This window comes from Cupriavidus gilardii (assembly GCF_013314895.1).
GTDB lineage: Bacteria > Pseudomonadota > Gammaproteobacteria > Burkholderiales > Burkholderiaceae > Cupriavidus > Cupriavidus gilardii_C.
Genome location: NZ_JABTYE010000033.1, coordinates 1 through 20,796, shown reverse-complemented (window position 1 = coordinate 20,796; position 20,796 = coordinate 1). Strand labels below are relative to the sequence as shown.

The window sequence follows — 20,796 nt, the reverse complement described above, 5'->3', positions numbered from 1 at the left end:
CTGTAATTTGGGTAGAGACAACAAATGAAAATGTGGAAGAAGGCATCCGCAGCGTGTCTGGCAGGCGCTTCCCTGCTCGCCAGCCAGGCAGCCCTCGCTGTCGAAGACATGCCGGGCGGTCCCGCCGTTCGTCAGCTGAACCTGACCGAGCCGGTCACCAAGATCGCCGAGCAGATTCACTGGCTGAACTGGATGATGCTGATCATCTGCACGGTGATCTTCATCGCGGTGTTCAGCGTGATGTTCTATTCCATCTTCACGCACCGCAAGGCCAAGGGCTCCAAGCCCGCCTCCTTCCACGAAAGCATCACGGTCGAGGTGGTGTGGACCATCATCCCGTTCCTGATCGTGATCGGCATGGCGCTGCCGGCGACCAAGACCGTGGTCGCCATGAAGGACACCACCAACTCCGACATCACCATCAAGGCCACCGGCTACCAGTGGAAGTGGGGCTACGACTATCTGAAGGGTGAGGGCGAGGGGATCTCCTTCGTGTCCACCCTGACCACCCCGCGCGAGCAGATCAACAACGAGGCGCCCAAGTCGAACACCTACCTGATGGAGGTGGACAACGAGATGGTGGTGCCGGTCAACAAGAAGATCCGCATCGTCACGACTGCCAACGACGTGATCCACGCCTGGATGATCCCGGCCTTCGGGGTCAAGCAGGATGCGATTCCGGGCTTCGTGCGCGACACCTGGTTCCGCGCCGAGAAGACCGGCGTCTACCGCGGGCAGTGCGCCGAGCTGTGCGGCAAGGAACACGCCTTCATGCCGATCGTGGTGCGCGTGGTAACCGACGCCGAATACACCAAGTGGGTCGACGAGAAGAAGAAGGCGATGGCCGCCGCGGCCGACGACCCCAACAAGACCTGGACCCTGGACGAGCTGAAGGTGCGTGGCGAGAAGGTCTACGCCGCCAACTGCGCGGTCTGCCACCAGCCCAACGGCAAGGGCGCCGGCGCCTTCCCGGCGCTGGACGGCTCGAAGATGGTCAACGGCCCGCAGGCCGACCAGATGCATATCCTGCTCGAGGGCAAGGGCGGCATGCCGTCGTGGAAGCAGCTGTCCGACACCGAGCTGGCCGCGGTGATGACCTATACCCGCAACGCCTGGGGCAACAAGACCGGCGAGGCCATCCAGCCGGCCGACTTCGTCAATGCGCGCGCGGGCAAGTTCCCCGAGGGCGGCGGCGCCAAGTCGGCGCAGGGCGCACCGGCGGACGCCAAGCCCGCCGCCGAGCAAGCCAGCGCGGGCGCCCAGGGCGCCGCGAGCTGAACGCGTGGACGTTAGAACAGGATTTCAGGAGTTTTCGCGATGAGTACTGCTACCCCGGACGCACTCGCCCATCCGCACGACCACGCGCATGACGAACACCACGATCATCCGCATGGCTGGCGCCGCTGGCTGTTTGCCACCAACCACAAGGACATCGGCACGCTGTACCTGCTGTTCTCCTTCACGATGCTGATCTCGGGCGGCGTGCTCGCGCTGCTGATCCGCCTGGAGCTGTTCGAGCCGGGCCTGCAGTTCTTCCGCCCCGAGCTGTTCAACCAGTTCACCACGATGCACGGCCTGGTGATGGTGTTCGGCGCGATCATGCCGGCCTTCGTGGGCTTCGCGAACTGGATGATCCCGCTGCAGATCGGCGCCTCCGACATGGCGTTCGCGCGGATGAACAACTTCAGCTTCTGGCTGATGCCGCCCGCCGCGCTGCTGCTGGCGCTGTCGTTCTTCGTGCCGGGCGGCGCCACCGCCGCCGGCTGGACGCTGTACGCGCCGCTGTCGGTACAGATGGGTCCGGGCATGGACATGGCGATCTTCGCCATGCACATCATGGGCGCGTCGTCGATCATGGGTTCGATCAACATCATCGTCACCATCCTGAACATGCGGGCGCCCGGCATGACGCTGATGAAGATGCCGATGTTCTGCTGGACGTGGCTGATCACCGCCTACCTGCTGATCGCCGTGATGCCGGTGCTGGCGGGCGCCATCACCATGGTCCTGACCGACCGCCACTTCGGCACCAGCTTCTTCTCGGCGGCCGGCGGCGGCGACCCGGTGATGTACCAGCATATCTTCTGGTTCTTCGGCCACCCCGAGGTCTACATCATGATCCTGCCGGCGTTCGGGATCATCTCGCAGGTGGTGCCGGCCTTCTCGCGCAAGCGCCTGTTCGGCTACAGCTCGATGGTGTATGCGACCGCCTCGATCGCAATCCTGTCGTTCATCGTCTGGGCCCACCACATGTTCACCACGGGCATGCCGGTGACCGGCCAGCTGTTCTTCATGTACGCGACGATGCTGATCGCGGTGCCGACGGCCGTGAAGATCTTCAACTGGATCGCCACCATGTGGAAGGGCTCGATGACCTTCGAGACCCCGATGCTGTTCGCGATCGGCTTCATCTTCGTGTTCACCATCGGCGGCTTCACCGGCCTGATTCCGGCGGTGGCACCGATCGACATCCAGATCCAGGACACCTACTTCATCGTGGCGCACTTCCACTATGTGCTGGTGGCCGGCTCGCTGTTCGCGCTGTTCGCGGGCTTCTACTACTGGGGTCCGAAGTGGAGCGGGTTCATGTACAACGAGACCCGCGGCAAGATCCACTTCTGGGGTTCGATCATCTTCTTCAACATCGCCTTCTTCCCGATGCACTTCCTCGGGCTGGCTGGCATGCCGCGCCGCTATGCGGACTACGCGATCCAGTTCGCGGACTTCAACGCGATCTCGTCGCTGGGCGCGCTGGGCTTCGGCCTGATGCAGGTGTATTTCTTCTTCTTCGTGGTGCTGCCGTCGTACCGCGGGGGCGAAGTTGCGGCCGACAAGCCGTGGGAGGGCGCCGAGGGCCTGGAGTGGACCGTGCCGTCGCCGGCGCCGTTCCACACCTTCGAGGTGCCGCCGCAGGTCCGGTAACGGCATTTGGCAAGGCGGGTGGCGGGCATACGGGGCGGCAAGAGGCGCGCCCCGCCCGCCGCACCGGCCACGGCGGCCACCGCGGCCGCTCCCTATTCGAGAATTCGATGCAGCATCCAAACAAAAGCCCATCGCCGACCGATCGCAAGGCCGCCAATCGCCGTCTCGGCCTGATCCTGCTGTCGATCGTGCTGGTCTTCTTTTTGGGTTTCTTCGCCAAGATGACCTGGCTCGGCTGAGTTGGCTGACCAGGCTAGGCCCCGCTGCAAGGTATCGAGATGAGCACGAAGCAGCCGGTTCCGACCGGCGACGTCGAGGACAAGCGCTACAACCGCGGCATGATGCTGCGGCTGCTGGTGATCGTCGCCGTGATGTTCGCCTTCGGCTATGCGCTGGTGCCGCTGTACAAGAAGATCTGCGAGATCACCGGCATCAATGTCGTCACCACGCGCGAGCTCTACGGCGCCAGCGCAGGCAAGGTGAGCCAGAACACGCAGGTCGACACCAGCCGCACGATCACGGTGGAGTTCGATTCCAACGCGCGCGGCCCGTTCGCGTTCCGTCCGGTCAAGACCAGCATGCAGGTCCATCCGGGCGAGATGGCGACCATCGTCTACGAGGTCGCCAACGGGCAGAGCCGCGATATCTCGGCGCAGGCGATTCCGAGCTACGCGCCGAAACAGGCCACCCAGTATTTCAAGAAGCTCGAGTGCTTCTGCTTCCAGCAGCAGACGCTGAAGGCGAAGGAATCGCGCGAGATGCCGGTGGTGTTCGTGATCGACCCCGACTTGCCCAAGGACGTCGAGAATATCACCTTGTCGTACACATTCTTCGAGATCGGCACCCCGCTGGCGCCTGCGCCGCAGGGCCATCTCGACCAGCCGCCGGCCAGCGCCGGCAGCTGAACGCAGTAGAGGAGGGGCTGCCATGGACGAGCTGAAGGACGCGGTCAAACGCAAGATGTCGTTCTGGCAGACGCTGCGCGCGGTGTTCTGGTCGTTCATCGGCCTGCGCAAGGGTGAGGAACACGATCGCGACATGGCGAACCTGAACCCGATCCATGTGATCGTCGCCGGTGTGCTGGGCGCCGTGATCCTGGTGGTGGTGCTGATCGGCATCGTCCGTCTGGTGGTCGGCGGATAGGCGGGCGGTCAGCGAGCAGGCGGGCCGGCCGGAACAGGCAACAGAAGACAGAGCGTCGTCCGCCCTCGGGCAGCCGGCGTATAACGATGAATCAGAGATCTGAGCTGGAGAAAACAGAATGAGTGCGAATCGCGCAAACGCTCCGTACTACTTCGTACCGGGCCCGTCGCGCCATCCGATCACGGCGAGCCTCGGGCTGCTGCTGACCGCCGCCGGGGCGGCAGGCTGGGTCAACGGCCAGCCGTGGGCGCCCTATGTCTGCGTGCTGGGCATCCTGTGGTTCCTGTTCGTGCTCAAGAGCTGGTTCGGCGACGCGATCGGCGAGTCGGAAGGGGGCATGTACGGCCGCCGCATCGACGTCTCGTACCGGTGGTCGATGGGCTGGTTCATCTTCTCCGAGGTGATGTTCTTCGGCGCCTTCTTCGGCGCGCTGTTCTACGCCCGCGTCTACACGATGCCGTGGCTGGGCGACCTGAACAACAAGATCCTGTGGCCCGATTTCGCCGCGGTGTGGCCGAACGCCGGTCCGGCCGGCACGGTCGAGCCGTACGAGGCGATGGGCCCGTGGCCGATCCCGACCATCAACACGGCGCTGCTGCTGATGTCGGGCGTCACGCTGACCTGGGCTCACCACGCGCTGCTGGCCGGCAAGCGCAGCCAGGTGGTGCAGGGCCTGGTGCTGACGATCCTGCTGGGCGCGGTCTTCATGGGCTTCCAGGTCTATGAATACATGCACGCCTACGCGGACCTGAACCTGAAGCTGACCTCGGGCATCTACGGTTCGACCTTCTTCCTGCTGACCGGCTTCCACGGCTTCCACGTGACGATGGGCGCCATCATGCTGACGGTGGTGCTGATCCGCGTGCTGAAGGGCCATTTCACGCCGGACCATCATTTCGCCTTCGAAGGCGCCGCCTGGTACTGGCACTTCGTCGACGTGGTCTGGCTGTTCCTGTACGTCGTGGTGTACTGGCTGTAAGCGGACACCAGTTCGAAGGAGCAAAAAAGGGGGGCGCATCGCGCTCCCCTTTTTTATTGGCCGGGATTCCGACTTTGCTTCAGGCCGCACCGGCCCGCGCAACGCCGCCGCCGCCCATCACCGGCGTACGCCGCACCTCGGCGAAATAGATCAGGATCAGCGACACCCAGACGATGCCGTAGAGCAGCATGAAGCAGCTCGACCGCACCCGCGTGAGGTCCAGCAGCGCGCCGAACAGAATCGGCAGCAGGAAGCCGCCGACGCCGCCGGCCAGACCCACGATGCCGGTGACCACGCCCATATTCCCGGCGAAATCGTCCGCGACATACTTGAACGTCGACGCCATGCCGAACGCGAACACCGCGCCGAGCACGAAGGTCAGCACGACGAAGGCCGCCATCGGCGTGTGCAGCGCGATGGTCAGCGGACCGTCGATGGTGTGGATCGTGAAGTCGGTGGGCGGATAGGACAGCAGGAACAGGCAGATCCACGCCACCCACAGCCCCCACCACGTCACGCTGTGCGCGCCGAGCCGGTCGGCCAGCAGGCCGCCGACCGCGCGCAGCACCGAACCCGGCAGCGAGAACCCGGCGGCGAACGCGGCCGCCGCCACCAGCGTCATGCCGTACTGCCCCTGCAGATACTGCGGGATCCACAGCGACAGCGCGGTGAAGCCGCCGAAGGTGATCGAGTAGTACTGGCACAGCCGCCAGACCCGGGGATCGCGCAGCACCTTGAACGATTCGGTCCACGAGCCGCTCTGCTTGCCCGCGCCCGGATCGCGTGCCGAGGCCAGCCAGAACAGCCCCGCGGTGACCAGCAGCGCCACCGCATAGACGCGCGGCACGGCGCGCCAGCCGTAGGCCTGCTGCAGCGCCGGCGTGACGAACAGGTTCACCGCCGCGCCGACCGTGCCGGCGCCGAAGAAGCCCATCGCGAAGCCGCGCTTCTCGGCCGGGAAGAAGCGCGCCACATAGGGCGTGCCCACCGCGAACGACGCCCCGACGCAGCCGAGGAACAGCCCGATCAGCAGGAACTGCCACAGCGCGGTGGCATAGCTGACCGCGAACACCGGCAGCGCGCAGACCGCCAGCAGCACCGTCATCACCATGCGGCCGCCGAAGCGGTCGGTCCACGCGCCCAGCGGCAGCCGCATCAGCGCGCCGGTCAGCACCGGCGTCGACGTCAGCAGGCCGAACTGCGTGCTGTTCAGGCCCAGCTCGTCGCGCAGCGGCACGCCGATGACACCGAACATCATCCAGACCACGAAGCAGACCATGAAGGCCAGCGTGCTGGCGATCAGCACCGACCATGCCTGCGCCGACACCCTGGTGCCGTTGCCGACCGCCGCCACGTTCGCCGTCGAACTCATGTCGTTCTCCTCGGGGAGCATCAGGATCGATGTTCTGCCGCCGCGCTACTGCACCAGCGGGCCGTTGGTCTCGCCCAGCTCCACGCCGACGATGCTGGCCTGCGCGGCCAGGATCGCGATGTATTGCTGGATTGCCTTGTGCCGCACGCGCTCGCCGAGAAAGCGCGCGATCCCGGCCCGGGCCTCGTCGAACGGCACCGTCTCGCCGGGCACGCGGCGCTCGACCCGCACGATATGGAAGCCGAAGCGCGTCTTGACCAGCCCCGGCAGTACGCCCAGCGCCTGGCTGTCGAACAGCGCCTGCTCGAACTCCGGCACGCTGTCGCCGCGCAGCAGCTGACCGAGGCTGCCACCGACGCCGGCCGACGGGCAGTTCGACATCTCGCGCGCGGTCGCTTCGAAGACCTCGGGCTGCGCCAGCAGCCGCCGCAGCGTCTGCTCGGCCTGGTGCCGGACCGGGGCCAGCGCACCGCCGCCGGTCACCGCAAACAGGATATGGCTCGCGTAGACGATCTCGTTGCGCCGGAAGCGCGCCGGATGGCCGTCGTAATAGCGCCGGCAATCCGCTTCCGTCGGCGCGGGCACGCTGACCTCGCGCGCAATCAGATCGTCGACCGCGGCGTCGTCGAGTTCCGCCCCGGCACCGACAATGCCCAGCGCCGCCGCGCGTTGCCGCAGCAGTTCGCGGATCGCCAGCGCGCGCCGGGCGCTGGCGATCGCGTCAGGGTCTTCGGGGTAAAGCAGGCTCTCCGCGTGGATCGCGTCGGCGCCGATCGCAACGCCATTGACGCTGGCCGGGGCGATGGCCGCCATGGTGGGTTCGTTCATCACGATGTCTCCATCACCGCAGGGTCAGCGCTTGCGCACCAGCTGGAACGGCCGCACCAGATAGGCGACCGTGCCCATGCCGCTCCAGATATGGATCATCCGCGTGAACGGCGACACCAGGAACAGCGTGAAGCCGAGCAGGATATGCAGCTGGTAGGTCAGCGGCACGCCGCGCAGCATGTCGGCGGCGGCGGGCTGGAAAGTCACGATGCCCTTGACGTAGCTGGTCAGCGATTCGAACAGCACGCCGTCCATATGCCGCATCGAGAGCACCACGGTCCACAGCCCCAGGGCCAGCTGCACCCACAGCATCAGCACGATCACGATGTCCGAGACGCGGCTGTTGCGGCGGATCCGCGCATCGAACAGGCGCCGCCAGATCAGGATCGACAGGCCAATGATCGCGACCACGCCGGCCGCGCCGCCGCCGACCATGGCGAGCAGCTGATGGCCCGACGCCGACAGGAACGGCGACACCAGCCAGTGCGGCGCAAGAAAGCCGACGAAATGGCCGATCACGACCACCAGGATGCCCCAGTGGAACAGATTGCTGCCGATCTGCAGCGAGCGATGCCGCAGCAGCTGCGAGGTGTCGCTCTTCCACGTGTACTGCTCGCGGTCGAAGCGGATCAGGCTGCCGAGCAGCAGCACCACCAGGCAGATATAGGGGTAGATGCCAAACAGGAACGTATGCAGGTAGTGCGTCATGGCGGCCCTCCGTTCGAATCGGATATGCGGGTATTCGGTACTCGGTGCTCGGTGCTCGGTATTCGTATTCGATATCAGCGCGTGGGCCGCTTGTCGTAGAAGCGGACCGGCTCTGCCGCGGGCTGACCGGCGCCGACAAAGCGGACCGGCTCGTCGGCGTAGGCCGCGTCGAGTTCGCGATAGTCGGCCGCACTCGGCACGCGCGCGGCGTCGTCCGCGTCCGCCGCCGCGAGGTCGGGCAGCGTGACAGCCGGCGCTCGCTCGCCGATCATCCGCAGCAGCGTGCCGAGCAGCAGCGCGTAGTGGCTGCGCCGCTGCGCCAGCTGGCTCGCGATCGACTGCAGGATCTCGCCGGTCTCCGCCAGCAGCGCCAGCGCATCGGGCCCCGGCAGCCGCGACAGGTGTTCGAGGAAGACCGGCAGGTAGTCGGGCAGATGCCCGGGCTGCAGCCGCAGGCCGTTGCGCTCGTACATCTGCAGCAGATCGACCATCGCCTGTCCGCGATCGCGCGATTCGCCATGCACGTGTTCGAACAGATGCAGCGAGGTCGCGCGGCCGCGATCGAACAGCGCGACATAGTTCTCCTGCAGCGTCAGGGCGTCGCGCGCGGCCAGATAGTCGAGAAAGCGTGCGATGTCGGCGCGGCTGTCGCGCGGCAGCGAGCGGTCGCCGCCCACGCGCCGGCGGGCCTCGAGCACCGCGTCGAGCAGCGCGGGCTCGGGATAGTCGAGCAGCGCCGACAACAGCGAGAAAGTCGCCGGCGATGGGTCGGCGTTACGCGAGAAGACGTCGGCGAACATGTCAGAACTCCTGGCGGATCGGGATCTTGCGATTGCCCTTCCTGGTGCTGAACAGGCCGGTCTCCGAGCGTCCATCCGAGCAGCCGTTGCCGAACGAGAAACCGCACGAGGAGCGCAGGTCGAAGGCATCCTCGGCGTATTCGCGGTGCGAGGTCGGGATGACGAAGCGGTCTTCGTAGTTCGCGATCGCCAGGTAGCGGTACATGTCCTCGACCTGCGCGACGTTCAGCCCCGCCTGCGCCAGCACGCCGCGCGCGTCGATGCCGTCGACATGCCGCGCACGCATATAGGCGCGCATCGCCAGCAGCCGCTCCAGCGCCAGCTTGACCGGCGCCTCGTCGCCCGCTGTCAGCAGATTGGCCAGGTAGCGCAGCGGAATGCGCAGCGCGCCGACGTCGGGCAGATAGCCGTTGATGCCGAGGTCGCCGCTGTTGGCCGCGGCGTTGATCGGCGATAGCGGCGGCACGTACCAGACCATCGGCAGCGTGCGGTACTCCGGATGCAGCGGAAAGGCGATCTTCCAGTCGATCGCCATCTTGTAGACCGGCGACCGGCGCGCGCCCTCGATCCAGCTGGCCGGCACGCCGTCGCGCTCGGCCTGCGCCGCCACCTCGGGATCGTTGGGGTCGAGGAACAGCGACAGCTGTGCCTCGTACAGGTCCTGCTCGGACTCGACGCTGGCCGCCAGTTCGATGCGGTCCGCGTCGTACAGCAGCACGCCCAGATAGCGGATGCGGCCGACGCAGGTCTCGGAGCAGACGGTCGGTTCGCCGGCCTCGATGCGCGGATAGCAGAAGATGCATTTCTCCGCCTTGCCGCTATGCCAGTTGAAATAGATCTTCTTGTAGGGGCAGCCCGACACGCACATGCGCCAGCCGCGGCATTTGTCCTGGTCGACCAGCACGATGCCGTCTTCCTCGCGCTTGTAGATCGAGCCCGACGGACACGCGGCCACGCAGGCGGGATTCAGGCAGTGCTCGCACAGGCGCGGCAGATACATCATGAAGGTGTTCTCGAACTGCCCGTAGATGTCCTTCTGCACCTGTTCGAAGTTGTAGTCCTGCGAGCGCTTCGCGAATTCGCCGCCGAGGATCTCTTCCCAGTTGGGGCCCCATTCGATCTTCTCGAGCCGCTCGCCGCTGATCAGCGAGCGCGGCCGCGCCACCGGCATCGCGCGGCTGTCGCCGGCCTCCTGCAGATGCGCGTAGTCGAAGGTGAACGGCTCGTAGTAGTCGTCGATCTCGGGCAGGCGCGGATTGGCGAAGATCTGCGCCAGGATCCGCCATTTGCTGCCCAGGCGCGGCTCCAGCCGGCCGTCGGCCTTGCGGGTCCAGCCGCCGCGCCAGCGCTGCTGGTTCTCCCAGTCCTTCGGGTAGCCGATGCCGGGCTTGGTCTCGACGTTGTTGAACCAGGCGTACTCCATGCCCTCGCGGCTGGTCCAGACGTTCTTGCAGGTCACCGAACAGGTATGGCAGCCGATGCATTTGTCCAGGTTCATCACCATGGCGATCTGGGCGCGCACTTTCATCGGGCCTCTCCCTCGCGGAGCTTGTGTTCGGTGGCCGGGTTGACCGGATCGGGCTGCGCATCGTCGAGCCAGTCGACGCGCCGCATCTTGCGCACGATCAGGAATTCGTCGCGATTGGCGCCGACCGTGCCGTAGTAGTTGAAGCCGTACGACAGCTGCGCGTAGCCGCCGATCATGTGGGTCGGTTTGAGCGAGACCCGCGTGACCGAGTTGTGGATGCCGCCGCGCCCGCCGGTGATCTCGGACCCCGGCGTGTTCACGATCTTCTCCTGGGCGTGGTACATCATCACCATGCCGCGCGGCACGCGCTGGCTGACCACGGCGCGCGCGCACAGCGCGCCGTTGGCGTTGTAGCACTCGATCCAGTCGTTATCGACGATGCCGACCTGCTTCGCGTCGTCCTCGGCGATCCACACGATCGGTCCGCCGCGCGACAGCGTCAGCATCAGCAGGTTGTCGGTGTAGGTACTGTGGATGCCCCACTTCTGGTGCGGCGTGATGAAGTTCAGCACGATCTCGGGATTGCCGTTCGAGCGCGTGCCGACCATGCCCGCGTAGCTGCCGGTGTCGATCGGCGGCTTGTAGACGCACAGCGACTCGCCGAACGCGCGCATCCACGCGTGGTCCTGGTACAGCTGCTGACGCCCGGTCAGCGTGCGCCAGGGAATCAGCTCGTGCACGTTGGTGTAGCCCGCGTTGTACGACACGTGTTCGGATTCGATGCCGCTCCAGGTCGGCGACGAGATGATCTTGCGCGGCTGTGCCTGGATGTCGCGGAAGCGAATGCGTTCGTCCGCGCGCGCCTGCGCCAGATGCGTGTGGTCGGTGCCGGTCAGCGCGGACAGCGCCTGCCATGCCTTGACCGCGACCGCGCCATTGGTCTCGGGCGCCAGCGACAGAATCACCTCGGCCGCGTCGATCGCCGAATCGATGCGCGGCCTCGGGCCCACGCTGTCGACATCGTCCCCATCCCGCGTGCGCTGGTTCAGCTCGCCCAGCCACCGGACCTCGTCCTCGGTATTCCAGCCGATGCCCTTGCCGCCGTTGCCCAGCTTGTCCATCAGCGGTCCCAGCGAGGTGAAGCGGCGATAGGTGGCGGGGTAGTTGCGCTCGACCACGGTCACCGACGGCATCGTGCGGCCGGGCTGCGGCTCGCATTCGCCGCGCTTCCAGTCGCGGACGTCGAAGGGCTGGGCCAGCTCGGCCGGTGTGTCCTTGCCGATCGGCGACAGCACCACGTCGCGCTCGACGCCGAGATGGCCCTCCGCGAGTTCGGAGAAACGCTTCGCGATGCCCTTGAAGATGTCCCAGTCGCTCTTCGACTGCCAGGCCGGATCGACCGCCGCCGACAGCGGATGGATGAACGGGTGCATGTCGGAGGTGTTCATGTCGTCCTTCTCGTACCACGTCGCCGTTGGCAGCACGACGTCGGAGTACATGCAGGTGGTCGACATGCGAAAGTCCAGCGTCACCAGCAGGTCCAGCTTGCCCTCGGGCGCGCGCTCGTGCCAGGCCACCTCTTCGGGGCGTGGCACCTCGCCATGACGGCCCTCGCCGATCTGCTCTCCCTGCACGCCATGCGTGGTGCCCAGCAGATGCTTGAGGAAGTATTCGTGTCCCTTGCCCGACGAGCCCAGCAGGTTCGAGCGCCAGACGAACAGATTGCGCGGAAAGGCTCGCGGATCGTCGGGGTCCTCGCAGGCCATGCGCAGCGCGCCGGACTGCAGGCCGTCGGCGATCACGCGGCCGGCCGCGGCCGGATCGGCGAGCTGACTGCCCAGCTTGCGGCCCAGCTCCAGCGGGTTCTGCAGCAGCTGCGGCGCGGACGGCAGCCATCCCATCCGTTCGGCGCGCACGTTGTAGTCGATCGGCGCGCCATGGAATTGCGACTTGTCGGCCAGCGGCGACAGCAGTGCACCGGGGTCCATCGGGTCGTAGCGCCACTGGTCGGTATGGGCGTAGAAGAACGAGGTCGCGTTCATCTGCCGGGGCGGGCGGTACCAGTCCAGGCCGAACGTGAGCGGCGTCCAGCCGGTCTGCGGGCGCAGCTTTTCCTGGCCGACATAGTGCGACCAGCCGCCGCCCGACTTGCCGACGCAGCCGCACATGATCAGCAGATTGATGATGGCGCGGTACGACATGTCCATGTGGAACCAGTGGTTCAGCCCCGCGCCGAGAATCACCATCGACCTGCCTTCGGTCTTGTGCGCATTCTCGGCGAACTGCCGCGCCACCGCGATCACGTCAGCGCGTTTGACGCCGGTGATCGCCTCCTGCCATGCCGGCGTGTACGGCACGTCGTCGTCGTACGAGGCCGCGATGTCGCGGCCGCCCAGCCCCTGGTCCAGCCCGTAGTTGGCGATGAACAGGTCGTAGACCGTCGCGACCAGCATGTCGCCGTTGCGCGTGGCAATGCGGCGCGCGCCGATCCGGCGCGACAGCACCGAGGCATGGCCGGTATTCGGAAAGTGCGGATGCGGGACGTTGCCGAAATAGGGAAACTGCACGTCGACGATCTCGTCGTGCGCCTGCGCCAGCGACAGACGCGGCACGATCGGCGTGCCGTCGGCGCTTTCCATGCGCAGATTCCACTTGCCGGCGTCTTCTCCGGGCCTGCCGTCCTGCCGCTGACCCCAGCGGAAACCGGCCGAGCCGAGCGGGACCACGATGCGATCGGAGGTCTCGTCGATCATCACGGTCTTCCACTCGGGCCGATTGCTCTGCCCGAGCGCGTCGTCGAAATCGGCGGCACGCACCAGCCGCTCGGGCACATAGCCGTCGACATGCGGCACCAGCCGGACCAGGCAGGGCATGTCGGTATAGCGGCGGCAGTAATCGAGGAAGTAATCGCTGCGGCCGGCCGCCAGATGGAATTCCTTCAGCACCACGTGGCCCATCGCCAGCGCCAGGGCCGCGTCGGTGCCTTGTTTCGGATGCAGCCAGATGTCGCCGAACTTCGCGCCTTCCGAATAATCGGGAAAGATCGATACCACCTTGGTGCCGCGATAGCGGACCTCGGTCATGAAATGCGCATCGGGCGTGCGGGTCTGCGGCACGTTCGAGCCCCACATCACGATGAAGGTCGAGTTGTACCAGTCGGCCGATTCGGGCACGTCGGTCTGTTCGCCCCAGGTCTGCGGCGAGGCCGGCGGCAGATCGCAATACCAGTCGTAGAAGCTCAGGCAGACGCCGCCCAGCAGCGACAGATAGCGCGCGCCGGCGGCGTACGACACCATCGACATCGCCGGAATCGGCGAGAAGCCGACCACGCGGTCCGGGCCGTGCCGGGCGATGGTATGGACGTTCGCGGCGGCGACGATCTCGTTGACCTCGTCCCAGCTCGAGCGGACGAAGCCGCCCAGCCCTCGGCGCGACTGGTAGCCGCGCCGCGCCTGCTCGTCGTCGACGATCGAGGCCCAGGCCTCGACCGGCCCCATCGACTGGCGCCGCTCGCGCCACAGCTTGACCAATGCGCTGCGCACCAGCGGATATTTGAGCCGGTTGGCGCTGTAGAGATACCAGGAATAGGAAGCGCCGCGCGAGCAGCCGCGCGGTTCGTGATTGGGGAGATCGGGACGGGTACGCGGATAGTCGGTCTGCTGGGTTTCCCATGTCACGATGCCGCCTTTGACATAGATTTTCCAGGAACAGGAACCGGTGCAATTGACGCCATGCGTGGAGCGCACGATTTTGTCATGCTGCCAGCGCTGGCGATAACCGTCCTCCCATTTTCTGTCTTCGTCGGTGACGGCACCGTGACCATTGGAGAATGCGATGCGCTCCGTCGAAAAGTAACGCAAGCGGTCGAGAAAATGGCTCATGACGGCTCCGATCGTGCTCGCGTGTCGGCGATGCGGAAAACGGCGGCAACAGCCATCCCGCACGTGCATGCGCACGCGCACCGACGAGGCGATTTATGGGGCGGCTTTTGATATTAGTGGGCGAACGCGAAATTGCAAATTCGCGTTCGAGCCACATTAACATGCCATATCGATCGGTAAAAACGGAACGAAAAGTTTCTTTGATCTGAATCAAAATTGGCGAATGACGCAATGGCAGGCGTTCCATTCGCATGATTTACAAATCGCGTTTCAGTTATGTACCGAAATGCCGGTGATCGCGGCGACACGGATGCGGGGGGAGGCCCGTGGCGGCGATCCTTTAGAATGCGGGATTGCCGTGCGTTCCCTGCCAGCACAAAAAGCAAGCGCCGCAGGAGTCCACTCCCTGCGGCGCTTGCTTTTGGCCGGCTGTCCGTTGGCGCGCGGGCGCCGGGCGCTACGGTCCCGTGCGGATGCCCGTGCTTTCGATCCATCCCATCCAGTAAGAGAACAGGATGAACAGGAACAGCGCGATCGACAGGCCGACTCGTACCGTCAGCGAGCGGACCATATGCGCGCTCGACTTGCCACGGTCGCGCATCATGAAGAACAGGGCGGAAGCCAGGCTGGAGACGATCAGGATGAAGGCAATGACGATGACGATGCGCATGGCGGCGGTCGGGGCAATGGTGCGCCATTATCGCACCGCGTCTCCGGGGCGGTTCCCGCGATGAAACTGCTGCGCGCGCTCAGCCCGGTGCCCACGGTGGCCGCTCTGGTGGTCATCGCGGTGACCTGTGCGCTGGGCAACTGGCAGCTTGGCCGCGCCCACGACAAGATCGCGCGCGCCGAGCGCTTGCGGGCGCTGGCCGATGCCCCGCCGCTGCAGGTCGGCACGGCGCTGCCCCCGCTGCCCGCGGCCGAACTGGTCTCGCGCAACGTGGTCGTGCGCGGCCGATTCGATCCGGCCCACACCGTGCTGCTGGAAAATCGACCGCACGGCAACGGGCAGGACAGCCGCTCCGGCTTTCTGGTGCTGACGCCGCTGCTGCCCGAAAATGCCGGGAGCGCCGGCCCGACCGGCACAGGCGCCGCCCCCGCCACCGCCACCGCCACCGCCATGGAACGCCCCCGCGCCGTGCTGGTGCTGCGCGGCTGGCTGCCGCGCGATGCGCAGGACCGAACCCGCATTGCTCCATTTCCGACACCCGCGGGCACCGTGACCGTACAGGGGGTGGCACTGGCCGACGTGCCGAAGGTCTATCAACTGGGCGCTCCCGACTCCCAGCGCGGCGAGCGCATCCGGCAGAACCTGGATCTCGACGCCTTCGCCGCCGAACTGGGTACGCCCCTGCAGCCGTTCGTGCTGCAGCAGCGCAGCGACAGCGGCGATGGCCTGGCGCGCGACTGGGCGAGCGCTGACCTCGGCGTCGAGCGCCACTACGGCTATGCGTTTCAGTGGTATGGTCTGGCCGCGCTGACGCTTGTATTGCTGGTAGTGCTGACCTGGCGGCGTGCCCGCCGCCGCGCCACACCGGCGGATGAAGGCCGGGCCACGGCCACGGCGCCCGCGGGCGGTGCCAGCCACGACGATTAATCACTCCGACGACTATCCATGCCTTCCGATCCCGCCACGGCCAAGCCGGCCGCGCCGCAAGACTCCCGCAGCGATCCGCGCATCGATGCCCGCACGCGCCGCGGACGGATCCAGATGCTGTTGCTGCTGCTGGTCTGCGCCTCGCCGGTCATCGCCTCGTATCTGACGTACTACGTGTTCCGGCCGGCCGGCGGGCAGACCAACTACGGCACGCTGATCGAACCGCAGCGCCCGGCGCCGGCCGTGCGCGTGACGGACGAGCGCGGCCAGGCGGTGCCCCTGCAGGACTTCAAGGGCAAATGGCTGCTGGTGTCGACCGACAGCGCCGCTTGCGACGAGGCCTGTGCGAAGAAGCTGTTCACGATTCGCCAGATCCGGGCCGGACAGGGCAAGGAGCGCGAGCGCATCGTGCCGGTCTGGCTGATCGGCGACGATGGCCCGATCGATCCGCGCCTGAGCGCCGCCTACAACGAGCCCTATGCCGGCGTGCGCTTCCTGCGCATGAACCGCGAGCAGATCCGCGGCTGGCTGCCGCCCGCCGAGGGACAGCCGGCCGAGGCCACGCTGTACCTGGTCGATCCGCTGGGCAATCTGATGATGCGGTTCCCCAAGGACCCGGACCCGAAAAAGGTGCATTCGGACCTCAGCCGCCTGCTCAAGTACAACCGCATCGGCTGATGGAGGGCCCATGCTGACTCAACTCGCCCTGATCGGCCTGCTGCTGGCCCTGCTGCCGCTCAGCTATGTGCTGGCCCGCGGCAGCCGCGACAAATACCGCAAGCTGGTCTGGATCACCGCCTTCCTGACGCTGGACCTGATCATGTTCGGCAGCTTCACGCGGCTGACCGACTCGGGCCTGGGCTGCCCGGACTGGCCCGGGTGCTACGGCCATTCGAACCCCTATGCGGCGGTCGAGCATATCCGCGCGGCCGAGACCGCGCTGCCCAGCGGGCCGGTGACGTGGGCAAAGGCCTGGATCGAGATGCTGCACCGGTACTTTGCGATGGCGGTCGGCGTGCTGATCATCGCGCTGGTGGTGCTGGCCTGGAGCAAGCGTCGCGAACTGAAGCAATCGCCGTGGTTCGCCACCGGCGTGCTGCTGCTGGTCTGCGTGCAGGGCGCGTTCGGCGCCTTCACGGTCACGATGAAGCTGCAGCCGATCATTGTCGTGACCCATTTGCTGCTCGGCATGGCGCTGCTGGCCGCGCTGATCTGGCTGGGTTCGCGCAGCGACCCGCCGCGCGCGATCGCGCCGTCGGCCGTCCGCTTGCGCTGGCCGGGACGGATCGCGCTGGCGCTGCTGGTGATCCAGATCTTCCTCGGCGGCTGGGTCAGCACCAATTACGCGGTGCTAGCCTGCACCGATTTCCCGCTGTGCAACGGGCAATGGATCCCCGAGATGGACTTCCGCCATGGCTTCACGCTGTGGCGCCCGCTGGGCATGACGGCCGATGGCGACTACATCCCGCATTCGGCGCTGGTGGCGATCCATTGGGTGCACCGGGGGTTTGCCGTGGTGGTGCTGGGCTATCTCGCCTGGTTCGCGTTGCGCACCCGCCATTTCGCGCCGCTGGCGCGCGCTTCTCATTGGCTGCTGGCGGTGCTGGTGTTGCAGTTGGCGACCGGTTTGTCGAATATCGTGCTTGATTGGCCGCTTTTGCCGGCAGTCGCCCACAATGGCGGCGCGGCGGTGCTGCTGATGCTGTTGGTCAGGCTCAATTACAATATTGGGCTTGCGACCCGTGCCGCCACTGCCGCGGCCCCCGGTTCATTCGATCGCACCGCCGCTGCCGACCGGGTTGCCGATGCTGCCCCGGCTCCCGATGCCGCCGGCGCAAATCGCCCGGCCGACACCGCGCGCGCCTCATGAAAGACAAGACTTCCGTGGCCACCACCGCTACCCAGACCCAGCAACCGCCCAGCCGGCTGCGCCACCTCGCCCGCCAGTACGCCGCGCTGACCAAGCCGCGCGTGACGCAACTGGCGGTCTTCTGCGCCATCATCGGCATGTTCCTGGCCACGCCCGGCATGGTGCCGTGGCGAGTGCTGATCGGCGGCGCCGCCGGCATCTGGCTGCTGGCCGCCGGCGCGTTCGCGATCAACTGCCTGGTCGAACAGAAGGTCGACGCGCTGATGCGCCGCACCGCGTGGCGGCCGTCGGCGACCGGAGAGATCGGCACCAGCCAGATCCTGGTGTTCTCGCTGGTGCTGGGCGGCGCCGGCATGTGGCTGCTGCACGCGTTCACCAACGATCTGACGATGTGGCTGACGTTCGCCACCTTCGTCGGCTACGCGGTGGTCTACACGATCCTGCTCAAGCCCGCCACGCCGCAGAACATCGTGATCGGCGGCCTGTCGGGCGCGATGCCGCCCGCATTGGGCTGGGCCGCCGTGGCCGGCGACGTGCCGGCCGAGGCCTGGTTCCTGGTGCTGATCATCTTCACCTGGACGCCGCCGCATTTCTGGGCGCTGGCGCTGTACCGCCGTGCCGACTATGCGAAGTCGGGCCTGCCGATGCTGCCGATCACGCACGGCGAGCGCTTCACGCTGCTGCACATCCTGCTGTACACGCTGGTGATGATCGCGGCCACGCTGCTGCCCTTCGTCTATGGCATGAGCGGCTACATCTATCTGGTGGCGGCGCTGGTGCTGGGCGGCATCTTCCTGGCCTATGCGTGGAAACTGTACCGGCAGTACTCGGATGCGCTGGCGCAGCGCACCTTCCGCTTCTCGATCCTCTATCTGTCGCTGCTGTTCGCCGCGCTGCTGATCGACCACTACTTCAAGTTCGTGCCGCAGCCGTGATGGCGTGATGGCACGAGGGCCGTGATGGCCGCGACAAGATGTCGCGGCGGCGGCCCGCTGCGCCGCGATCGGCGATACTAGCCGCTGCCGCCAGCGCGCCTGCCGCGCCACCTCGGGCTCCATATGCCGACACGCTGACAAGCCGATAACCGAACCGACACCATGCGCACTGCCTTGTTTTCCTCGCCCGCTTTCCCGTCCCTGATCAATCTGCCGCGCTTTCTGCGGATCGCGCTGCTGGCGCTCGCGCTGGCGGGACTGGCCGCCTGCGGCCAGCAGAAGCCGACCTTCCAGAATATCGACGTGACCGGCGGCAGCGAATTCGGCAAGGACTTCAAGCTGATGGACCACACCGGCAAGGAGCGCACGCTGGCCGACTTCAAGGGCAAGGCGGTGGTGATGTTCTTCGGCTATACCCATTGCCCGGACGTCTGCCCGACCACGATGGTCGAGTGGAAGAACGTGATGGAACAGCTCGGCCCCGACGCCGATCGCGTCCAGGTGCTGTTCATCACCGTCGATCCGGAGCGCGACACGCAGCAACTGCTGGCCCAGTACGTGCCCGCCTTCGATCCGCGCTTCCTCGGCATGCGGCCCGCCGACGAAGCGGCGTTGCGCCAGCTCACCAAGGACTTCAAGGTGTTCTACGCCAAGGTGCCCGGCAGCGCCCCGGGCAACTACACGGTCGACCATTCGGCCGGCAGCTATGTGTTCGACCCGGAAGGGCGCCTGCGGCTGTTCATCCGCCATGGCCAGGGCACCGAGCCGATCGTCAAGGACATGAAGCAGCTGCTGTCCTGATTGTGCCGGTTATGCCGATTGTGCCGATTGTGCCGATTGTGCCGAATGGCCCCGGCCACGCCCGGTTCAGCCCTTGTTGAAGATGCTGTAGAAGTCCGGAGCGCCGACCTCGGTCACGGTCAGGTCCAGCGACCCCTCGATATGCTCCAGATGCTCGCGCATCAGCGCGCGAGCCGCGCTCTCGTCGCGCTTCTCGATCGCCGCGATCAGGTCGCGGTGCTCATGCTCGGGGCAGGCCGGCGCGCCCGGCCGGTCGTACAGCGTGATGATCAGGCAGGTCAGCGAGACCATCTCGCGGATGACCTTCTCCAGAATGGCGTTGCCGGCCATTTCCGCCAACAGGATGTGAAATTCCCCAGATAGCCGGATCACCGCGGCGCGGTCGCCGCGTGCGCGCGCCGCGTCCTCCTCCTGCACGTGCCGCTGCAGGCTGCGGACCTTGGCGGGCGTGGCGTGGCGAGCCAGCGTGGCCGCCAGTTCGGGTTCGATGACCTGACGAGTCTGGAAGACCTGATGCGCCTCCTCGACCGTCGGGCTGGCGATGAAGGCGCCACGGTTCGGCACCAGCGTGACCAGCTTCTCGTGCGCCAGGCGCGCGAAGACCTGGCGGATGCGCGCGCGGCTCGCCCCGGTGACCTCGCACAGCCGTTCCTCGACCAGCTTGGTGCCGGCCAGCAGCCGGTGTTCCATGATCGCGGACAGCAGGCTCAGATAGATCGCCTCGGTGGCCGAGGCTTCCGCGGTGCCGCTTTCCGGGGTCTCGGTTGCGCTTGCGGCTGCGCTGGCAGTTGCATTCGCAGCTGAGTCGGTCGCAGCGTTGACTGCCTCGGCGGTCATGGTCTGCGCGTCCTCAGCCGGCGACGAGGCGGTGCGGGACGCCGTCTTGCGGACTACAGATTTGCCGGCGGCGGTCTTGCGCGCGGCCGGCGTGGGCGCCGAGGCGGCGGCCGTCTTGCCGCCGTTCGACTTGCGAAGTGATGACATTGTGACGATGCGCGGTGGACTTTGTCACCGCGATTGGCGACGAACGATCCGCATATCGTACACAAAGCGGGCGGCACCGGCCCGAAACGTCGCCACAGAGGTGAATCGATCCCGGTAGCGCGCCCCGTGCCGCGACACCGCGCGCGGGGCGGCATCTCGCCATTGTGCCGATCCGTCAGAGCGCCAGCGACAGATCGCCCTGCACGGCGGTCAGCGTCGAGTGGCGGGTGGGTCCGGCATACGGATGCGTCTCGATCCAGTGCCGCGCGATATCGATGCGGCGCGCGATCCAGACCTTGTCGTGCGACTGCACGTAGTCGAGAAAACGCTGCAGCGCGCGGAAGCGGCCGGGGCGGCCGAGCAGCCGGCAATGCATGCCGATCGACAGCATCTTCGGCTGGTTCAGCCCTTGCGGATCGCCCTCGGCGTAGAGCACGTCAAACGCGTCCTTCAGATACTGGAAGAACTGCTCGCCGGTATTGAAGCCCTGCGGCGTGGCAAAGCGCAT

General features: G+C 66.5%; 20 protein-coding genes and 1 pseudogene. 12 read left to right on the top strand and 9 right to left on the bottom strand.

Going from position 1 to position 20,796, the window contains the following annotated elements; genetic code table 11:
• Positions 1 to 24: 24 nt before the first annotated feature.
• From coxB to HTY53_RS22845, 6 genes are all read left to right on the top strand, one after another.
• Positions 25 to 1,278 (top strand): cytochrome c oxidase subunit II, encoded by a 1,254-nt coding sequence (coxB, locus tag HTY53_RS22865; RefSeq protein ID WP_174108898.1) that lies wholly within the window; start codon positions 25 to 27, stop codon positions 1,276 to 1,278.
• Between the two features lie 39 nt (positions 1,279 to 1,317).
• Positions 1,318 to 2,922, top strand: a complete 1,605-nt coding sequence (gene ctaD, locus HTY53_RS22860; protein WP_174108897.1) for a cytochrome c oxidase subunit I — start codon at positions 1,318 to 1,320, stop codon at positions 2,920 to 2,922.
• 107 nt (positions 2,923 to 3,029) lie between these two features.
• Positions 3,030 to 3,161 (top strand): cytochrome oxidase small assembly protein, encoded by a 132-nt coding sequence (locus HTY53_RS24650; RefSeq protein WP_217435719.1) that lies wholly within the window; start codon positions 3,030 to 3,032, stop codon positions 3,159 to 3,161.
• A gap of 39 nt (positions 3,162 to 3,200) precedes the next feature.
• The gene (locus tag HTY53_RS22855; protein WP_174108896.1) at positions 3,201 to 3,827 is read left to right on the top strand and encodes a cytochrome c oxidase assembly protein; all 627 of its coding nucleotides are present in this window, start codon (positions 3,201 to 3,203) and stop codon (positions 3,825 to 3,827) included.
• Positions 3,828 to 3,849: 22 nt separating this feature from the next.
• Positions 3,850 to 4,065 (top strand): DUF2970 domain-containing protein, encoded by a 216-nt coding sequence (locus tag HTY53_RS22850; RefSeq protein ID WP_174108895.1) that lies wholly within the window; start codon positions 3,850 to 3,852, stop codon positions 4,063 to 4,065.
• A gap of 118 nt (positions 4,066 to 4,183) precedes the next feature.
• A complete protein-coding gene (locus HTY53_RS22845) occupies positions 4,184 to 5,044 on the top strand; it encodes a cytochrome c oxidase subunit 3 (protein ID WP_174108894.1) in 861 nt (286 codons plus the stop codon).
• Between the two features lie 79 nt (positions 5,045 to 5,123).
• Here the strand turns inward: HTY53_RS22845 and HTY53_RS22840 are convergent, their stop codons facing one another.
• From HTY53_RS22840 to HTY53_RS22815, 6 genes are all read right to left on the bottom strand, one after another.
• Positions 5,124 to 6,416: an MFS transporter gene (locus tag HTY53_RS22840; RefSeq protein WP_174108893.1), complete on the bottom strand. Its 1,293-nt coding sequence runs from the start codon at positions 6,414 to 6,416 to the stop codon at positions 5,124 to 5,126.
• Positions 6,417 to 6,461: 45 nt separating this feature from the next.
• Positions 6,462 to 7,244 carry a peptidylprolyl isomerase gene (locus tag HTY53_RS22835; RefSeq protein WP_174108892.1) on the bottom strand — a complete coding sequence of 261 codons (783 nt, stop codon included), beginning with the start codon at positions 7,242 to 7,244 and terminating at the stop codon, positions 6,462 to 6,464.
• Between the two features lie 24 nt (positions 7,245 to 7,268).
• Positions 7,269 to 7,952 (bottom strand): respiratory nitrate reductase subunit gamma, encoded by a 684-nt coding sequence (gene narI, locus HTY53_RS22830; protein ID WP_174108891.1) that lies wholly within the window; start codon positions 7,950 to 7,952, stop codon positions 7,269 to 7,271.
• A gap of 74 nt (positions 7,953 to 8,026) precedes the next feature.
• Entirely contained in the window at positions 8,027 to 8,752 is a 726-nt protein-coding gene (narJ, locus tag HTY53_RS22825) for a nitrate reductase molybdenum cofactor assembly chaperone (RefSeq protein WP_174108890.1), read from the bottom strand.
• Between the two features lies 1 nt (position 8,753).
• A complete protein-coding gene (gene narH, locus HTY53_RS22820; RefSeq protein WP_174108889.1) occupies positions 8,754 to 10,280 on the bottom strand; it encodes a nitrate reductase subunit beta in 1,527 nt (508 codons plus the stop codon).
• A complete protein-coding gene (locus HTY53_RS22815; protein WP_254600079.1) occupies positions 10,277 to 14,080 on the bottom strand; it encodes a nitrate reductase subunit alpha in 3,804 nt (1,267 codons plus the stop codon). Before HTY53_RS22815 ends, narH begins: the two co-directional genes overlap by 4 nt.
• On the opposite strand from HTY53_RS22815, the gene HTY53_RS24860 reads away from it, so the two are divergent.
• Positions 13,976 to 14,212, top strand: coding sequence for a hypothetical protein (locus tag HTY53_RS24860; RefSeq protein ID WP_254600083.1), 237 nt, complete (start codon positions 13,976 to 13,978; stop codon positions 14,210 to 14,212). The genes HTY53_RS22815 and HTY53_RS24860 overlap by 105 nt on opposite strands.
• A gap of 346 nt (positions 14,213 to 14,558) precedes the next feature.
• On the opposite strand, the gene HTY53_RS22810 is transcribed toward HTY53_RS24860, so the two are convergent.
• A complete protein-coding gene (locus tag HTY53_RS22810) occupies positions 14,559 to 14,771 on the bottom strand; it encodes a twin transmembrane helix small protein (protein WP_006577163.1) in 213 nt (70 codons plus the stop codon).
• A 60-nt stretch (positions 14,772 to 14,831) separates the two neighbouring features.
• On the opposite strand from HTY53_RS22810, the gene HTY53_RS22805 reads away from it, so the two are divergent.
• The 5 genes from HTY53_RS22805 to HTY53_RS22785 all read left to right on the top strand — a co-directional run bounded on the left by HTY53_RS22805 (position 14,832) and on the right by HTY53_RS22785 (position 19,304).
• Complete coding sequence (locus HTY53_RS22805; protein ID WP_174108887.1) at positions 14,832 to 15,698, top strand: SURF1 family protein; 867 nt, start codon at positions 14,832 to 14,834, stop codon at positions 15,696 to 15,698.
• Between the two features lie 18 nt (positions 15,699 to 15,716).
• Entirely contained in the window at positions 15,717 to 16,376 is a 660-nt protein-coding gene (locus tag HTY53_RS22800) for an SCO family protein (protein WP_174108886.1), read from the top strand.
• Between the two features lie 10 nt (positions 16,377 to 16,386).
• Positions 16,387 to 17,568 (top strand): COX15/CtaA family protein, encoded by a 1,182-nt coding sequence (locus HTY53_RS22795; protein ID WP_174108885.1) that lies wholly within the window; start codon positions 16,387 to 16,389, stop codon positions 17,566 to 17,568.
• Positions 17,565 to 18,503 (top strand): heme o synthase, encoded by a 939-nt coding sequence (gene cyoE / locus HTY53_RS22790; protein ID WP_174108884.1) that lies wholly within the window; start codon positions 17,565 to 17,567, stop codon positions 18,501 to 18,503. The genes HTY53_RS22795 and cyoE overlap by 4 nt, the downstream gene beginning before the upstream one ends.
• A 162-nt stretch (positions 18,504 to 18,665) precedes the next feature.
• Positions 18,666 to 19,304, top strand: coding sequence for an SCO family protein (locus HTY53_RS22785; RefSeq protein ID WP_174108883.1), 639 nt, complete (start codon positions 18,666 to 18,668; stop codon positions 19,302 to 19,304).
• Positions 19,305 to 19,370: 66 nt separating this feature from the next.
• Here the strand turns inward: HTY53_RS22785 and HTY53_RS22780 are convergent, their stop codons facing one another.
• Together HTY53_RS22780 and HTY53_RS22775 are read right to left on the bottom strand one after the other, a co-directional pair.
• Positions 19,371 to 20,288, bottom strand: a complete 918-nt coding sequence (locus HTY53_RS22780; protein WP_174108882.1) for a GntR family transcriptional regulator — start codon at positions 20,286 to 20,288, stop codon at positions 19,371 to 19,373.
• 175 nt (positions 20,289 to 20,463) lie between these two features.
• Positions 20,464 to 20,796: pseudogene (locus HTY53_RS22775) on the bottom strand (hypothetical protein); the annotation flags it as partial.

Excerpts from the sequence above, each read along its gene's own strand:
- narH (WP_174108889.1), bottom strand. The coding sequence starts at position 10,280 with ATGAAAGTGCGCGCCCAGATCGCCATGGTGATGAACCTGGACAAATGC.
- HTY53_RS22840 (WP_174108893.1), bottom strand. The coding sequence starts at position 6,416 with ATGAGTTCGACGGCGAACGTGGCGGCGGTCGGCAACGGCACCAGGGTG.
- HTY53_RS22850 (WP_174108895.1), top strand. The coding sequence starts at position 3,850 with ATGGACGAGCTGAAGGACGCGGTCAAACGCAAGATGTCGTTCTGGCAG.
- HTY53_RS22805 (WP_174108887.1), top strand. The coding sequence starts at position 14,832 with ATGAAACTGCTGCGCGCGCTCAGCCCGGTGCCCACGGTGGCCGCTCTG.
- HTY53_RS22780 (WP_174108882.1), bottom strand. The coding sequence starts at position 20,288 with ATGTCATCACTTCGCAAGTCGAACGGCGGCAAGACGGCCGCCGCCTCG.
- ctaD (WP_174108897.1), top strand. The coding sequence starts at position 1,318 with ATGAGTACTGCTACCCCGGACGCACTCGCCCATCCGCACGACCACGCG.
- HTY53_RS22855 (WP_174108896.1), top strand. The coding sequence starts at position 3,201 with ATGAGCACGAAGCAGCCGGTTCCGACCGGCGACGTCGAGGACAAGCGC.
- HTY53_RS24860 (WP_254600083.1), top strand. The coding sequence starts at position 13,976 with ATGCTGCCAGCGCTGGCGATAACCGTCCTCCCATTTTCTGTCTTCGTC.
- narJ (WP_174108890.1), bottom strand. The coding sequence starts at position 8,752 with ATGTTCGCCGACGTCTTCTCGCGTAACGCCGACCCATCGCCGGCGACT.
- HTY53_RS22785 (WP_174108883.1), top strand. The coding sequence starts at position 18,666 with ATGCGCACTGCCTTGTTTTCCTCGCCCGCTTTCCCGTCCCTGATCAAT.
- cyoE (WP_174108884.1), top strand. The coding sequence starts at position 17,565 with ATGAAAGACAAGACTTCCGTGGCCACCACCGCTACCCAGACCCAGCAA.
- HTY53_RS22795 (WP_174108885.1), top strand. The coding sequence starts at position 16,387 with ATGCTGACTCAACTCGCCCTGATCGGCCTGCTGCTGGCCCTGCTGCCG.
- HTY53_RS22845 (WP_174108894.1), top strand. The coding sequence starts at position 4,184 with ATGAGTGCGAATCGCGCAAACGCTCCGTACTACTTCGTACCGGGCCCG.
- narI (WP_174108891.1), bottom strand. The coding sequence starts at position 7,952 with ATGACGCACTACCTGCATACGTTCCTGTTTGGCATCTACCCCTATATC.
- coxB (WP_174108898.1), top strand. The coding sequence starts at position 25 with ATGAAAATGTGGAAGAAGGCATCCGCAGCGTGTCTGGCAGGCGCTTCC.
- HTY53_RS22835 (WP_174108892.1), bottom strand. The coding sequence starts at position 7,244 with ATGAACGAACCCACCATGGCGGCCATCGCCCCGGCCAGCGTCAATGGC.
- HTY53_RS22800 (WP_174108886.1), top strand. The coding sequence starts at position 15,717 with ATGCCTTCCGATCCCGCCACGGCCAAGCCGGCCGCGCCGCAAGACTCC.
- HTY53_RS24650 (WP_217435719.1), top strand. The coding sequence starts at position 3,030 with ATGCAGCATCCAAACAAAAGCCCATCGCCGACCGATCGCAAGGCCGCC.
- HTY53_RS22810 (WP_006577163.1), bottom strand. The coding sequence starts at position 14,771 with ATGCGCATCGTCATCGTCATTGCCTTCATCCTGATCGTCTCCAGCCTG.